We start from the raw sequence: 15576 nt of genomic DNA on the forward strand, positions 1-15576 counted from the left end.
CCCATACGATTGAAATGCCTTACGCGCTGGCTATGCGGTTCAATCGTTCAAGCACCCATGCCGACTCGTCGACAATCCGGCGCACCACGTCACCAGCGGTCGGCACGTCGTCGAGGAGGCCGATCGCCTGGCCAGTCGAGAGCACGCCACGATCCATGCGTCCTTCCAGGATCGTCTCGAGATAGGCTTCACCGCCGATGATGTGGCGCAGCTGGTCAAAGCCGGCGCCCTCGCGCTCAAGCGCGAGCACGGCTTCAGCCTGAGGCGTACGCAGAACCCGGCGGGCCCTGCGCAGCGTGCGCTCGATCATCACCGTATCGTGCTGGCTCGCCTGCAGCAACGCTTGCTTCATATCGGGGTGCAGCACGGATTCGCGCGTGAGCACAAAGCGGGTGCCGATCTGTACGCCTTCCGCGCCCCAGGCAAGCGCAGCCACCATGCTGCGCCCATCGCTGATGCCACCGGCCGCGATGACCGGGATCTCCAGTTCGACCGACGCCTTGCGCACAAGGACCGAAAGGGCCACATCGTCCATCCCTGGGTGGCCGCCGGCCTCGAAGCCGACCAGCACCACACCGTCGGCACCGAGCTGCTGCGCCTTGAGTGCGAAATGCACTGCCGGCGCGACGTGAACCCACTTCATGCCGTGGCGTTTGATGCGCTCGACAAAAGCTTCCGGGTTGTGGCCCGAGGTGAAGACGATTTTCACGCCGAGTTCACAAATGCAATCGACGAACTCGCTCATCGAGCGCCTCGATCCGATGGATATGTTGACGCCAACCGGCCGGTCGGTCAGCCTGCGCGCGCGCACGATCTCTGCCTCAAGTTCAGCGGGCGTCTCGAAGCAGCCCGCAGTGACAAGGCCCAGTCCCCCAGCAGCCGACACCGCAGCCGCCAGTTCGGCGCGCCCCAGCCCCTGCAGACCACCCTGAATAACGGGATAGCGGATGCCGAGCAGTTCGGTGATGCGCGTCTTCACGTCCGGCTGCCGTCAGGCCGCCATGCAGCGTTGGCTGCATGGATGGATGGCGCCAGCTTCGCGTTGAAGAGTCTTCACCCACAAGCTTGCCGGAACGCTGCGGCGTTCAAGCATCAACGCTGTCACGGTCGCCGAGTTCCTTCAGCAGTCGACGCAGCGACCGGTCGATCATGTCCAGCTCGCGGCCGACGAGGTCGTCGCGGTTGGGATAGCCGATGGCGACGACTTGCGCCTGCAGCGCGCGCAGACTCGCAAGCAGAGCGTCGGCATCGAGTGGCACAGCGGCGTTCATAGCTGTTGCCTGCGTTGGTCTTTCCATCGTTTTTCCTTGTAGGCAAAGCGCTCGATCTCACCGGGACGCGCCTCGCTGATTTCCATACCCACGCCCGTGTTCTCTTTGATTTTCGAACGCAGCTCCCCTAGCACGCGAGCGCGATGCGCTGCGTCGGAAGGCGCGCCGACCTTGAACTCAATCAGTACCCGCGCGACTTCGCGGCCGTTTTCTGCCACTCCGAGGCGTCCGTTGTATTCGTCCACCTCGGGATGCGCCAGAACGATGGCGTCAATGGCTTCCGGCCACAGGTTCATGCCGCGGATCTTGAGCATCGTGTCGTAGCGCGAGACGGTTCCTGCCTCGATGCCGTCGAAGGGTCGGCCGCAGGCACATTGCCGGTGCGACTTGAAGATCACCTTGTCGTCGGTGCGAAAGCGCAGGATGGGCATCGCCTCACGGCCGAAGGCGGTAAGAATGACCTCGCCTTCCTCATCCTCGCGCGCAGGTTCGCCAGTTTCGGGGTTCAGCACCTCGGCGTAGACCTTGTGCTCGGGAAAATGCATCATCCCGCGCTGGCCATCGGGCAGGTAGGTGCCATGCTCACAGGTGCTCGCGATGCCGCCGCCACACTGCGTCGACGCGTAGGTGTCGATCAACTTCGCGCCCCAGAACTCCTCCATCTCTTGCGCCCAGGGCACGTCGAAGCCAAAGCTGCCGAGCTTGATCGCCTTGAGCGCCGGAAATGCGCGACGCGGATCGATGCCCTGTTCGCGGCAGATCGTCGTCAAGCGCCGCAGATACACCGGACCGGTGGAGAAAAAGTGCGGCGGGAAGCGCTGCATCATCTCGAGCCGCGCCTCGCCCTCCATATTGCCCACCGCGAAGGTACGCAGGCCATATTGCTGGAAGGCAGAGAGAAGCGTCACCGGGCCGGCGGTCACTCCAATCGGCACCATGTGGTAGGCCGTGTCGCCCGGCATCACGCCCGCCCAGTGCAGCGAAGCGGCCCAGCTCGTCAGCGATTCGGCGACGTCGGCAGCCGTATAGGCGTGCACCTCTTGGCCCTTGCCAGAGGTGCCGCTGGTCAGGAAGCAGTACTCGACCAAGGCGTCGGGCACTGCGACCACCGAGCCGAAGGGCGGACGCTCGCGCTGGTCCGCGAGGACGTCGAGCTTGTCGACCGTGGGCACGCGGCGGCGGAAGTCCTCGGGCGTGCGGATGTCGTCAGGTGTCACGCCGGCACGCTGCATTCGTGCGCGGTAAAACGCGCTGGAAGCGTAGGTGCGCTCAAGGGTGGCGCGCAGTCGGCGCCAACGCAGCGCATCCAACTCGGCACGCGGCATCCGTTCGATGATCGGATTGAAGAGTCTTCGTTCCACGTTTTCTCCTTATGCCCTTCTGGCGGTCAATAGCGCCGCCTGAAAGTGATCTTCACCCGCCAGACCGGTGCGTGAAAGACAGCCACCGTGCCTATGCGCTCACCGCCAGTAATCAAGCTGGCTGACAGTGCGCCAGCGCCTGCGTTCAAACCTTGCCGAGGATGGTTGTCGCCGAGACGGCTTCTTCTCCGTCGTAGCTGCCTCCGCCGTTGCTGGCTGCGGCAATGCGTGCGCCAGCGACCTGTCGCTCGCCTGCTTCGCCACGCAACTGCGTGACCAGCTCATGAATCATGATGGCGCCAGTGGCGGCAACCGGATGCCCCTTGGCGATCAGGCCGCCCGAGGGATTGACCGGCACGCGTCCACCGAGCTTGGTCTCACCACTCTCAGCGAGCAGGCCGCCGTCACCCGCCGGGCACAGACCGAGCGCTTCGGTGTGCTTGATCTCACCGAAGGCGGTCGCGTCGTGGACCTCTGCCAACGACACGTCATCCGGCCCAACGCCGGCCAGCTCGTAAGCTTTGAGTGCGGCCAGACGCGCCACTTTTCTTTCGGTGTCATCCGGAGCGTGGATGACGCCGGACGCGAGGGCCGTGGCGAGCACTTGCACTGCGCGCTTGCGGTTGAAGCGCGCAAGCGCTTCCTTGGAGCAGACAATGATGGCCGCTGCGCCATCGCTGATCGGAGCGCACATGGCGCGCGTCAGCGGCCAAGCGACAAGGCGGTCGGCCAGCACCTCTTCAATCGTGCGCGGGGTCTTGTAGTGAGACAGCGGGTTCATCGACGCGTGCCAATGATTTTTCGCTGCGACGGCTGCCAGTTGGCGCTGCGTCAGCCCGTATTTCATCATGTGGTAGCGGGCGCCAGCGGCGTACGCATCCATGAAGATGCTGCGCTCGCCCGTGTCGGTCATTGCTTCCGGGGGCAAAGGCATATCGGCCACCAGTGCAATGCTCTGCCTGAGCTGTTCTTCGCCAAGCTCGCGGTCCATCGCCCCCTTGAAGGCTTCGAACATCAGCTCGCGCTTTTCGGGGTAATTCATCTTCTCGGTGCCGACGACCAAGGCCACGTCGGCCATGCCGGCGCGCACGTAGGCGACCGCCTGGTTCAGGCCGGTGGTCGAGCTGACGCAGGCGTTGTCGGTATTGATGATCGGCAATCCCTCGAATCCGTAGGCGCGCAGCGCGCATTGGCCGCGGATTCCGTACTGGCCCTCCATCACACCCTGGCGGGTGTTGGAGAACCAGGCAACATCGATCGCCTCCTTGGTGCAGCCGGCGTCGGCGAGCGCCGCGTCGATGGCAATCTTCGACAACTGCTTGACCGACTTGTCAAGATGACGGCCCAGCGACGTCATGCCGACGCCGACGATGTATGCAGAATTCATGTTGTGTACCTCGTGAGAAAAATGGAGCGTCTCTGACTTCAACGGCCTCGGTCTTGCCTAGCACACCCTTTCGGACCGATGCGGTGCGCGCAGGACATGCAACGCGCATCCGAACAGCGCCTACCCCGTCGGACTATGCTTGGCTACGACGAACCCAAACCGGTGTTGTCGAACACGTCTCGCAACGTATCGTCAGGATCCAGCGGTTAGATGCCCAGGCGCTTGGTCAAAAGATACCGCCAGACGGAGCGGCGCCATAGACAGGCACGGCGAACGTGCGATTACCAGGGGTTAGCGCAAGGGGCTTGCTGCCGCAGGCGCCGGCTCGGGGCGGCGATGGGCATGGGTTGCCGCCTCTTCGCGACAGCGCTCCGCCAGTTCGCCAGCCAAGGCGTTTTGCGGGAAGTCGGCGCGGTGAACCAGCGCGACCGGTACTTCGGGAAGTGGTGGGCCATCGTAGAGGATGCGCGCGCCAGCGACGCGATCGCCCTCAAGCTTGGTTGCAAGCGACAGTCCGACCAGATCCGTGCTGGCGATCAGGTCCCAATACAGGGCCGACGAATCGCACTGGATTGGCCGGCTGAACGCTGGCAGTTGATTGCTGACGGCGAGACGCTCGACCATGCCATCGAGTACGCCGCCACGGCGCGGCGTAATCCAGTGACAAGCGGCCAGTTCACGCAGGCTTTGCGCGGGAGCGCAGGGATGGTTGGCGCGGCCGACGACCACCACGCGGGTGTGAAACAGCGGCCGTGCGCGCAAATCGATGAGTGAATTGCGCTGGGCCACCGGAATGATCGCAAAGTCGACAACGCCTTGGCGCACATCGGCAATGATCTTGGCCTGCACGCCCTCGAAAATCTGCACGTGCAAGCTCGGTTCGCAAAGGTGCACTGAGGCGACGGCGCGTGCGACAAATTCAAGTGGCGCGGCCATCGACACGCCAATCGATACGGACCGTACAGCGCCCCCCGCAACAGCTCCAGGTCTTCCGCGGTGCGCCGGATTTCCGACTCGATGGCGCGAGCACGCTCAACCACGCGTTGGCCTGCACTGGTCAATGTGACGCCGTGGCTGCTGCGCACCAACAGCGCCAGCGCTGTTTGCTCCTCAAGCTGGCGCAAACTCTTTGTGAGCGATGGCTGGGTTAAGCCGAGCTTGCGGGCTGCTGCACGCAAGCTCCCTGTCTCTACGACCGCGAGCAGATCGCGCAAGTGATGCAGTCGGATGGAAGACCAGGGATCGGCGTTATTCATGGGAAGAACGGTAAGCGGCCCGGTATCAAGCGTTGCTGCATATCGGTCGACAATGGGCGCGGGCCATGGTGCGGTTTGCTCATTCCGTCTGCTTCATCCACCCAAAAGCCACCGCGCACCACGCCCTGGCCAGCTGGCGGCTCGGCGCTGCCGCCGCAGGAAGCCAGGCGGTACTTCGGAATGCGGGTTGGCTTGGGGCATTGTGCATTGTAGGAAGAAATAATCCTGCCAAATTTCCTTCAGAGCGGCGCTATGGTGAACAGACACGTGGGCTTGCGACCTATGGCGCAAGCCCGTGTCAGGTGCGCGGATCAAATATCATTTTGATAGCTGTAAACGCTTTCTGAATAAGCGCTAGAGCCTATTTTTCGCATATTTTCTCCCCGCTTGTCGCCCATGGCGAATGGTGCACCACACCCAGGAACGCAATCGGGTGGTGTCGCTGTTGCCATCCATCGATCGATACCACCTTTCATTGCCGATCTCTGCGGCGTCAAGCGGCTGCAACGGGGCAAGGAGCAAACCCGATTCGGTTGCGTCCATCCTCTTTGGCCTTGTACATCGCTGCATCCGCAGCATCGACCACGTCGCCCCGACTCTTTTCATGCCCATCAAAGAGCGCCACGCCAATGCTGGCGGTGCATCGGTGCTCGATGGCGGTTGCTTGCGGGTCCACTGTAGCGGCCTGGAGCAGATAAGGCTCTGCCAAATGGACACGGATTTTTTCTGCGACCGCTGCCGTTTGAGCGGCAGCCTCGTCAGCCTGCGTGCCCAATTCAGACAGCAGGACAACAAACTCATCGCCTCCAAAACGAGCGACGGTGTCGGCTTCGCGCACGCAGGCTCTCAGCCGCTTGGCTACATCCACCAGCAGCAGGTCGCCGACTGCGTGGCCATGCGTGTCGTTGAGGGTTTTGAAGTTGTCGAGGTCCAGAAACACCAGTGCGCCACGGCGGTGGCTGCGTTTGCTGGCCGACATGGCCTGATCGAGGTGCTCCACCAGCAGGCGGCGGTTGGCCAGGTGGGTCAGTGGGTCGTAGAACGCCAGTTGACGGACCTGCTCTTCCAATGCCTTGCGCTCGGTAATTTCGCGGGTAATGCCGTGGTAGCCGATGATTTTTCCCTGCGCATCCAGGTCGAGCTTGGAAGTGACCTCTCCCCAGATCAAGCGACCATCTTTGCAGCGATGCTCGACCTCGAAAGTCAGAAATTCATCTTTCTCAGACGGGTCCCCCGTGAGCGCCTTGTGCTTGAGCAGGCCCTTGACGAGCGCGATACCTTCGTCTGTAAACATGTCAAAAACATGGCGCCCCACCACCTCGTCCGCCCGAAACCCTCGCAGGCGTTCATCTGCCGGGCTGATGTAAATGATGTTCAGCCGAGGGTCGGCCCGCCAGAGGACATCGCGCGCATCTTCCATCAACAGCCGGTAGTGGGCTTGACTCTCTTGCAGCGCCTCGGTGCGCTCGTCCACCAGCGCCTGCAGCGTGCTGTTTTCCTCCTGCAGGCTCTGGAGGGGATAGATCTCGTCGGCCTGCGCGCTGTGGTAGGGCACGGAGATGCCGCTGTGCACGATCATCCATTCGCCAGCTTCCAGGCGAAAAACCAGCACCAGCCGCGCCACCTCCCTGGACAGCAAATGCCCGCCGCTGGGCAGGTGGATGTGGAAAAACGCGGTAGCCATGACCACGTCGTCGCACAGTTCCTGCAGCGACAGATCCAGCATCTCGATCCGGATCCGGCCAGGCACCTGTGAAAAATCGCGCCGCGTGATCTTGATCCACTCGTCACGGCTCTGTATCAGCGCAGCTCCGCTGCCCGCGTAGCCACTGAAGTTGTGGCTAAAACGCTCGGTCAGGCGCTCATCCCGTGCAGCATACATTTCGATGTATTCATCAAACAGTTCACGAATTTTGCGCTGACGGTCCTGTTGCATGGTGCGGAAGATCTGGGTGGCATGGAGGCAGGCCTTCAGCCATTGTCTCTGACTTGCGCAAAAAAGATGCAATTTGTTACGTTAACTCCTTTTCTGTCTTCTGTGCTGAGCGAGCGCTGATCGATCGCAGGGTGCTCTATCCGGCCACCGCTCGCCCGCGCCCGAAGCACGTGAATTCCTGCCGAAAAGCGCTGCAGCGTGGGCGTGCTGTCGCCGGAGGGGCCATGAACTCAATCAACTGAAAGCGCCCGCGCTCGGCGAAGGCGGCGTCCAGCGCCGTCGTCAGCTCTTGGCGCGCGTGGTGACGCGGTGGCCGCGCCCGCCCGGCACCACCCACGGCGATGCGGTTGAACGCCGTTTTTTTCACCCGGCGCCTGACTCTGCAAAGGGCCGGCAATGCGGCGCCGCCTTTTCCGGCCCTGCGCCGCACGCCGAGCTGGCAAGGGCGACCGCTTCCATTGCGCTAGCATGCCGCCTTGGTCGTTTCGGCCAGGCAGCGCCTGTCTTTGTGTAGGCACCATCCAGGAAAAGACATGCAAGACGCTCACGGCGCCGATGTGCGACTGCATCAGCTCAAGCTGTATGTAGACAACCATCTGCACGACCGCTATCTGGCCCCGCCCTGGACAGTGGTGGTCGCGGTCTTGCTGACCGCCTGGGTGCCCGTCTGGCAGGCGGCTCTGTGGGCGGGACTGGAGCTGCTGGCCATCGCGGTGTACATCGCCGTGTATTTCAGGTTTCGCCAAGCCTCGCCAGAGGCACAGAGCAACGGGCACTGGACGCGGCGGATCGCACTGGCCCACGGCGTGCACATGGCGATGTGGTCGTCCATCGTGGTGTGGGCCTATGTGCCTGGCAATGCAAGCAGCCTGATGTTTGCCATGCTGGTGCACGTGGGGCTCATCTCGCTCACGGTGGTGATGAGCAACCCGCACCGCCAACTGCTTTTCTCCGACCTGCTGGCGCCCACCGTGGCCTTGGTCGGACCGCCCCTGCACGACGGCACGCTGTTCAGTCTCGGCTTGACGGCGCTGGGGGTGTTTTACATCGCGTTGATGCTGATGGTGGGCCTGAAGATTCACGCCAGCACCACCGAAACCCTGGTGCTGCGTCAGCGCAACGACGCACTGATTCGCGAACTGGAGCAGCAGGTGCGACGCGATGGCCTGACAGGCTTGAGCAACCGCGCCCATTTCATCGCCACCGGGCGCTTTGAGCTCGAACGTGCCGCGCGCTACCGGCACCCGCTGGCGCTGCTGATGCTCGATATCGACCATTTCAAGCGCATCAACGACAGCTACGGTCACCTCGCCGGCGATGAAGTGCTCAAAGCCGTGTCCCGCGTGTTCGAGGACGTCGTGCGCGCCAACGACTGCCTGGCCCGCCTGGGCGGTGAGGAGTTCGCGGTGCTGATGCCCGAAACGGCGCTCGACCCGGCCAGTGCGGCGGCAGAGCGGCTTCGGGTCGCGGTATCCCGACTGCGCTGCGAATTGCAGGAGAGTGTGGTCACCCCGACGATGAGCGTCGGCGTGGCCATCGCAGACGAAGGCGGCGAAAGCCTGTCGTCGCTGATGCGCCGGGGCGACCTGGCGATGTACGAGGCCAAGGCACAAGGCCGCAATTGCGTGGTGGTGGCGCCTGCTCCGGCAGCTCGGTTGGTAGCCTGAGCTGCAGGGCCATGGCTTGTCAGCTCGCAGGCAGGTTCACCCCGCCACCGCCGCCCGCGCCCGCAGCGCGTGAATGCCTGCCGAAAAGCGCTGCAGCGTGGGCGTGCTGTCGCCCGGCGGCACCATGAACTCGATGAGCTGGAAGCGCCCGCGCTCGGCGAAGGCGGCGTCCAGCGCGGCCTTGAATTCCATGCGCGTGGTCACGCGGTGGCCACGCCCGCCCAGTACGTTGGCCAGGTCGGCAAAACGCCAGTCGCCCAGCGCAGCGCACTGCGATTGGGTCTGGAAGGCGCGAATCATTTCCCAGCTCTGGTTGTTGAGGACGATGACGATGGGGTCGAGCCCCAGTCGCGGGCAGTTGCCGATCTCCCAACCGGTCATTTGAAAAGCGCCGTCGCCCACCAGAATCAGGCTGCGCTCGCCGGTCGCCACCTGCACGCCGATGCCTGCGGGCACGCCGAAACCCATGGTGGCGTAGTAACCGGGCGCCACCAGCAACGTGGGCAACAGCTCCATGGCAGCAAACAGGCAGTCCCCCATGTCCGAGACGATGGGCATGGGCCCATGCGCCAGGATGCGGTCGTTCAGTGCCCGGCTCAAATCGCCCGCGCACAGGGGCGTGTCGTCTGCCACCAGGCCGGTGGGCGGGGCGGGCTGAGGCGGCAGCGTCGACGCAGCATAGGGCGCAGCAGCCGGTACGCGTTCGAGCAATGCTGCCACCAGCGCGGCCAGCGGAATATTCTGGTAGATGTGGTGGCCCACGCGCACCTCGCGGTGGGCGGCAATGAGCGTACGCCGAAAGTCCATGCGCTCAGCGCTGACGCCAAAATTCACGTCCGACAAGATGGCGCCGAGCAGGATAGGCAGATCCGATTCGTCGAGCAGTGCGGTGGTCTGCGCGTCGCCCGCCACGCCAAGGTAGGTGCCATGCAGCTGCACACCGCGGCGCAGTTCGTCGCCCGCCAGCAAGCCACGCCCCATGAAGGTCGTGAGAACCGGCAGTTGCAGGCGGCGCGCGAGTTCGGCCACCTGCGCCTCGATGCCAAAACGGCGCACTTCGACGTCCAGCACCAGAACGGGTTGCCGGGCCGCCTGGATGCGCGCAAGCCATTCGGCGGCGCACTCGTCCACGGCGTCTTGACTGAACGGACTGCCGTCGAGCACGGGCACTTCGGCCATGGGCGCGAGCGTCATGTCACGCGGCACTTCAATCAACACGGGTTGCGAGAACTCGCGGCAACTGCGCAGCACGCGGGCAATGTCTGCTGGCGCCGTGGCGGGGTCGGACAGGCGCACCTGATCGCAGGTGATCTCCTGAAAGATGCGCCACTGCGAATCCACATGCCGCACCTGGTGGTGCAAGAGCAGTCCGGCGTGCGACTCGACTGCACCGGGGCAGCCCGCAACGACCACCAGCGGCGAGCGTTCGGCGTAGGCGCTGGCCACGGCATTGACCATGTTGAGCGCCCCCGCGCCGTAGGTCACCGCAGCCACGCCGATACCCCCGTGCATGCGCGCGGCAGCATCAGCGGCAAAGCCCAGACCGGGCTCGTGGCTCAGGGTAATGAGCGGCAGAATCTTGCTCTCTTCCATCTGCTGGAACAGCGGCAGGATGAAGTCGCCAGGAATGCCGAAAATTTCCTGCGCGCCATGGTTCTTGAGCGCGCGCAGCAGCGAAAGACCCAGCGTCATGCGGTTTCCAGCGCGGCCACCTTGGGCTCTGCAGACGGCTTGGCAACCGCCTTTTGCACCACAGGTTCGAAGCGCGCAGTGAAGAAGCGCAGGAATTTGGGCTCGTACACCATCTGCATGCCTTGGAGTTGACTGCGATGCTGGTACAGGTCCTTGCAGGCCTGCGCCACAACGTCGAGGTGGGCATAGGTGTAGACCCGGCGTGGAATGGTCAGGCGCACCAACTCCAGCTTGGGCCGGTAGTGCTCCCCTGTTTCCTTGTTGCGGCCGGCCGAGACGATGCCGCGCTCCATGCTGCGCACGCCGCTTTCCAGGTACAGATGGGCGGCGAGCGTTTGCGCCGGAAACTGCTCTTGCGGAATGTGTTCAAGAAACTTGCGCGCATCGAGAAACACGGCATGACCTCCCACGGGCAGCACGATGGGAATGCCGGCCGCCACGAGCTGGTCGGCCAGGTAGCGGCACTGGCTGATGCGGTGGTGGATGTAGTGGTAGTCGACCGATTCCTCAATGCCGCGCGCCATGGCTTCCATGTCACGCCCGGCCAGGCCGCCGTAGCTGGGCATGCCCTCGAACAGCACCACCAATTCGCAGGCGCGCTGGTAGAGATCGTCGTCGTTCATGCACAGAAAGCCGCCGATGTTGACCAGACAGTCCTTTTTGCCGCTCATGGTGCAGCCGTCGGAGTAACCCATCATTTCCTTGAGAATTTCGCGGATGGTTTTGTGCGCGTAGGCAGCCTCGCGCTCCTTGATGAAGTAGGCGTTTTCCACGCAGCGCGTGGCGTCAAACATCACCTGGATGCCGTGCTGCGAGCAGAGTTTTTTGACCTCGCGCAGGTTCTCCATGCTCACCGGCTGGCCACCGGCCAGGTTCACCGTGACGGCCACGCAGACGTAGGGGATGCGGTCTGCGCCCACCTCATCGATCAGTTTTTGCAGTTTGTTGATATCGACGTTGCCCTTGAAAGGCAGGTTGATCTGCGAGTCGTGCGCCTCGTCGATGATGATGTCCACAAACTGCGCGCCGTTCAATTCCTGGTGCGCGCGCGTGGTGGTGAAGTACATGTTGCCCGGCACGTAGTCGCCGGGCTTGATGCACAGACGCGAGAGCAGGTTTTCGGCGCCGCGCCCCTGGTGCGTGGGGATGATGTGCTTGAAGCCGTAATACTCGCGAACCACTTCCTGCAGGTGGATGAAGTTGCGACTGCCTGCGTAAGCCTCGTCACCCAGCATCATGCCGGCCCATTGGTTGTCGCTCATGGCGGTGGTGCCGCTGTCGGTCAGCAGGTCGATGTAGCACTGCGCCGAGTTCAGCAAGAAGGTGTTGTACCCCGCCTCCTTGAGGTACTGCGCGCGCTCTTCGCGCGTGGTCATGGCGATGGGTTCGACCACCTTGATCTTGAATGGCTCGGCGGGGTAGTTCGTGTTCATGGATGAGTCTCCTGACAAGGGGCGTGGATGAAACCGAGCGCGGAACAACTCCCCGGAAGAAATTGATACATATCAATGATCATCCGTAATACTGGATAACAGCGCTTCAGGTTGAGCACTGTATTTCTGAATTGGTGAAGATTGCTTTCGATGTTTTACTGTTTGCGCAATTTTCCTGCGTTTGTAAAACCAACTTGATGAATCGCTTGGCTCTGGCTGTGCGGGTCTGATCTGACCGCATCGGTACCCGTTGGCCTTTCCAGATTCGCAGACGCAGCATTTGCTATAAAAAATGAAGCTATAGACGTCCGGTGGATAAACGCTAGCTGGCATTTTGTTCAAGATGCTTGCTGCTGACGCGGCGGTCGCACGGTGGACCGCAGCGCGAGGCTTGCGCGCGGCAGCAGTGCCCGGAAGTACGCTCTGCCCAATCTGCAGCCAATGGCCGCAAGGTCCGCAGCAGTTGCCAAATGCCGCGAAGCCATGGATCTGCCGCCCCAGCAGAAGCGGGGTGGTCCGCTCGGACGCGCTCTGGCTGTCTCGGGGGCGCGGTGTTGCGCTACACCGTCAGCCTCGCGTCGGCGGGTTTCGTGAGATGGGACCCTGGCCGCAGTCTCGCGCACGTCGGCGGCCAACGCCTGGCCGTGCGGGCGAAGAAGGCGCCCAGCCTGCCAGGGATGCCGAAGCAGTTCGCCAGGCGCTGGCAGCGGCCCGATGGCGCAGTTTGCTAGCCGCCCAGCAGCTCCTTCTTCACACTTTCCTGGGCGGGACTCTCGCCCAGCCAAATGCGCAGCACGGCGTTGTAAAAGTCGATGCCAGGCAGGGTTTCACCGATTTTCTTGCCATTGAGCGTGCTGACGGTACCGGTTCCGGGTATCCAGTCGAGGGTGATGATGTCGCCTTTGACGACCTTGTCGAGGCTGGCAAACATCTCTCCGAATTTCACGGTCTGGTTGACGACTTTGGCTTTTTCTTCCTTGGTGGAGTTCTTGTTCATCGAGGTGATGAACAGCTGCCCGAACTCCTCGCTGTTTATTTCACGCTGAATGGTCAGTGAAACGCGCCTGGGGCCCGCCTCGGCCTGGACCTCGGCCGGAGTCGTTTTTTTCTCGGGCAAGTACAAGCCGATGGCGTAAAACTTCACAAAGACGATGGCCCGCATGCCGGCGCCGTTGAGCTTGAGCTCCTTGCCGCCGACGGTGGCGGTGTCGTCTACCTTGACGCCGGAAACGTCCCGGGCCTGGGCCGGCACGGCGAAGGCCAGTGCCAGCAAAGCCAGAGGGGCCCATTTTTTGAATTGCTCGCCGATACGCATTGATGGTCTCCAAAGGGGGTCTAGGTGGGAATGTGCCTTGGGTGCAGATGCTACGCCTGCGCCCGCTGGTGGCCGATGGAGAGTGCACCGGGCACAGTAGGCAAGGCCGGCATAGTCGCTGCGTTCCCCAACTTGAACACGCTGATCGCTTGCGACAGATGGTCGGCCTCGTTGTGCATGGCTTGCGCGGCACTGGCTGCCTCTTCCACCATGGCCGCGTTCTGCTGGGTCACCTCGTCCATGCGTTCGATGGACTGGTTGACGCGCGCGATCCCCACCCCTTGCTCCCGGTTGGCCAAGGCGATCTCCGCCATGATGGTGGTCACGCGTTTGACGCTGTCCACCACTTCGGTCATCGTGGTGCCGGCCTGGTTGACCAGGCGACTGCCGGCTTCGACGCTGGCGACGGAGTCGTCGATCAGGGCCTTGATTTCCTTGGCAGCCGTGGCCGAGCGCTGCGCCAGGCTGCGTACCTCGGAAGCCACCACGGCAAAACCCCGTCCTTGCTCGCCCGCGCGGGCGGCTTCGACAGCGGCATTGAGCGCGAGAATATTGGTCTGGAAGGCGATGCCGTCGATGACGCCAATGATGTCGGCGATCTTCTTGGAAGATGCGTGGATCGAGCCCATGGTCTCGACCACCTGAGAAACCACAGCGCCGCCCCGAACAGCGACGCTGGACGCCGAAGCCGCCAATGCGTTGGCTTCTTGCGTGCTTTCGGCATTTTGCTGGGCAATGGCGGTCAGGTCGTGCATGGAGGCGTTGGTGTCCTGCAGCGCCTGGCCTTGCTCCACCGTGCGGTCGTTGAGCTGGTGGTTGCCGGCGGCAATTTCCTGCGCGGTCGACGCAATGACATGGGTGCTGGAGCGCACGTCGCCCACCAACTGGCGCAGGCTGTCGTTCATGTCCTTGAGCCCGCTCATCATCTGCCCCACTTCATCCTGGCTGCGCGCCACGATGCTGCTGGTCAGGTCACCTGCAGCCACCCGCTGAATCACCCGCATGGCGTCGCGCAGGGGCCCCACGATGCTGCGCGTGACCAGAAAACCCACTACAGCGCATGCCACTGCGGCGGCCACCGCCAGCGCCAGGATGAGCAGCTTGGTCTGTTTGGCGATTTGCGAAGAATTGTCTCCGGCGCTCTCCATCTGTCCGTTCTGATGGGCGACGAAGGCGTCCAGCGCGGCAAAGTACTTCTTTTGCAGCGGGCGCATGGAGAACAGGTACTTCAGCTGGGCTTCGTCTTTGAGGTCTTTGCTGACCAACGCCACAAAGGACTGCTGCAAGGGAAGAAATTTGTTCCGAATTTCGGTTATTGCCGTGAGCAGTTCGCGCCCTTTTTCGTCGGTGATGATTTTGTCGAGCGTAGCGATGGATTCGCTGTTGGCAATGCTGAATTTTTCGATCGCCTCAAGCTCCGCCTTGATCTGCCCTGGGTCCGACATGATCAGGATGCCCAGCATGCTGCGCGATATTTCGTTGATCTGCGCCTTGATGTTGTTGGCAACGGCGGTCTTGGGATAGCGGTCTTTGATGATCAGATCGAATTCGCCATTGAGGTCGCCGATGCGCACATACGCCAGACCTGCCAGCAATGCCATCAATGAAATCACGAGCGTAAAGCTCAGCGTCAGACGCTTTCCGAGGCTCATTCCCGAGACGGTCATCTTGTATTCCTGTACATCAATTTTCCGACACCCGCATCCCCGCTCAGCATGGTACTTCAGGACCTCGTACGATTTGAAACAATTTGAGGGTCCGCCGACCTGAACCCCATTTGAAGGTGTTTGGCGGGCACCCCGACTGGGAGAATGCGTGATGCTGCGCCAGATCCGGGAAGTGGTGGTGCGCTGCCAAAAGCCGTTGACAAATCTAATTGTCTGGTTTTATAGTTTTGACGATGACGGACTTTGCACACACGGCGCGCGCACTTTCGGCTCTCGGACACGAGGCGCGTTTGTCCATCTTTCATCTGCTCGTGAGGGCCGGCGATGAAGGCCTGAACGTGGGTGACATGGGCGCCCATCTGGGCATTCCACCCACTACGCTGGGCCATCACCTTTCGACGTTGGTTGGCGTCGATCTGGTTCAACAAGAGCGCCGTGGACGGGAAGTCATCAACCGTGTGAACTACCAGCAGATGAAAGACTTGGTCGATTTCTTGACGTCGGAGTGCTGTGCGGGTGTCAGCGCCCCGAAAAAGGACCTCGCCGCCCGTTCTGCCTGACGGCAAGTGATTGCCCATATTTTTTTGCCTT

General features: G+C 62.4%; 12 protein-coding genes and 1 pseudogene. 2 read left to right on the forward strand and 11 right to left on the reverse strand.

Annotation, left to right across the window (positions count from 1 at the left end):
- Positions 1-19: 19 nt before the first annotated feature.
- The 7 genes and pseudogenes from C6571_RS06660 to C6571_RS06690 all read right to left on the reverse strand — a co-directional run bounded on the left by C6571_RS06660 (position 20) and on the right by C6571_RS06690 (position 7211).
- Entirely contained in the window at positions 20-979 is a 960-nt protein-coding gene (locus tag C6571_RS06660; protein WP_106445994.1) for an NAD(P)H-dependent flavin oxidoreductase, read from the reverse strand.
- A gap of 106 nt (positions 980-1085) precedes the next feature.
- Positions 1086-1271 (reverse strand): hypothetical protein, encoded by a 186-nt coding sequence (locus C6571_RS06665; protein WP_106445995.1) that lies wholly within the window; start codon positions 1269-1271, stop codon positions 1086-1088.
- Positions 1268-2632, reverse strand: a complete 1365-nt coding sequence (locus C6571_RS06670) for a phenylacetate--CoA ligase family protein (RefSeq protein WP_146139308.1) — start codon at positions 2630-2632, stop codon at positions 1268-1270. Before C6571_RS06670 ends, C6571_RS06665 begins: the two co-directional genes overlap by 4 nt.
- 145 nt (positions 2633-2777) lie before the next feature.
- Positions 2778-4019: a thiolase family protein gene (locus C6571_RS06675; RefSeq protein ID WP_106445997.1), complete on the reverse strand. Its 1242-nt coding sequence runs from the start codon at positions 4017-4019 to the stop codon at positions 2778-2780.
- 291 nt (positions 4020-4310) lie between these two features.
- Positions 4311-4955, reverse strand: coding sequence for a LysR substrate-binding domain-containing protein (locus C6571_RS06680; protein WP_106445998.1), 645 nt, complete (start codon positions 4953-4955; stop codon positions 4311-4313).
- Positions 4956-5122: 167 nt separating this feature from the next.
- Positions 5123-5275 (reverse strand): annotated as a pseudogene (locus C6571_RS20245) (helix-turn-helix domain-containing protein); the annotation flags it as partial.
- Between the two features lie 493 nt (positions 5276-5768).
- A complete protein-coding gene (locus C6571_RS06690) occupies positions 5769-7211 on the reverse strand; it encodes a diguanylate cyclase domain-containing protein (RefSeq protein ID WP_106445999.1) in 1443 nt (480 codons plus the stop codon).
- A gap of 533 nt (positions 7212-7744) precedes the next feature.
- On the opposite strand from C6571_RS06690, the gene C6571_RS06700 reads away from it, so the two are divergent.
- Positions 7745-8878, forward strand: coding sequence for a GGDEF domain-containing protein (locus C6571_RS06700; protein ID WP_106446001.1), 1134 nt, complete (start codon positions 7745-7747; stop codon positions 8876-8878).
- Between the two features lie 36 nt (positions 8879-8914).
- Here the strand turns inward: C6571_RS06700 and ipdC are convergent, their stop codons facing one another.
- The 4 genes from ipdC to C6571_RS06720 all read right to left on the reverse strand — a co-directional run bounded on the left by ipdC (position 8915) and on the right by C6571_RS06720 (position 14985).
- On the reverse strand, positions 8915-10570 hold the full coding sequence (ipdC, locus tag C6571_RS06705) for an indolepyruvate/phenylpyruvate decarboxylase (RefSeq protein ID WP_106446002.1): 1656 nt from the start codon (positions 10568-10570) through the stop codon (positions 8915-8917).
- Positions 10567-12003 carry a tyrosine phenol-lyase gene (locus C6571_RS06710; RefSeq protein WP_106446003.1) on the reverse strand — a complete coding sequence of 479 codons (1437 nt, stop codon included), beginning with the start codon at positions 12001-12003 and terminating at the stop codon, positions 10567-10569. Before C6571_RS06710 ends, ipdC begins: the two co-directional genes overlap by 4 nt.
- A gap of 727 nt (positions 12004-12730) precedes the next feature.
- Positions 12731-13318 carry a chalcone isomerase family protein gene (locus C6571_RS06715; protein ID WP_106446004.1) on the reverse strand — a complete coding sequence of 196 codons (588 nt, stop codon included), beginning with the start codon at positions 13316-13318 and terminating at the stop codon, positions 12731-12733.
- A gap of 50 nt (positions 13319-13368) precedes the next feature.
- Positions 13369-14985 carry a methyl-accepting chemotaxis protein gene (locus tag C6571_RS06720; protein WP_106446005.1) on the reverse strand — a complete coding sequence of 539 codons (1617 nt, stop codon included), beginning with the start codon at positions 14983-14985 and terminating at the stop codon, positions 13369-13371.
- Between the two features lie 233 nt (positions 14986-15218).
- Between C6571_RS06720 and C6571_RS06725 the strand changes: the two genes are divergently transcribed.
- Positions 15219-15545 carry an ArsR/SmtB family transcription factor gene (locus tag C6571_RS06725; protein WP_106446006.1) on the forward strand — a complete coding sequence of 109 codons (327 nt, stop codon included), beginning with the start codon at positions 15219-15221 and terminating at the stop codon, positions 15543-15545.
- The last annotated feature ends 31 nt before the right edge of the window (positions 15546-15576 follow it).

The organism is Simplicispira suum, assembly GCF_003008595.1.
Taxonomy (GTDB): domain Bacteria; phylum Pseudomonadota; class Gammaproteobacteria; order Burkholderiales; family Burkholderiaceae_C; genus Simplicispira; species Simplicispira suum.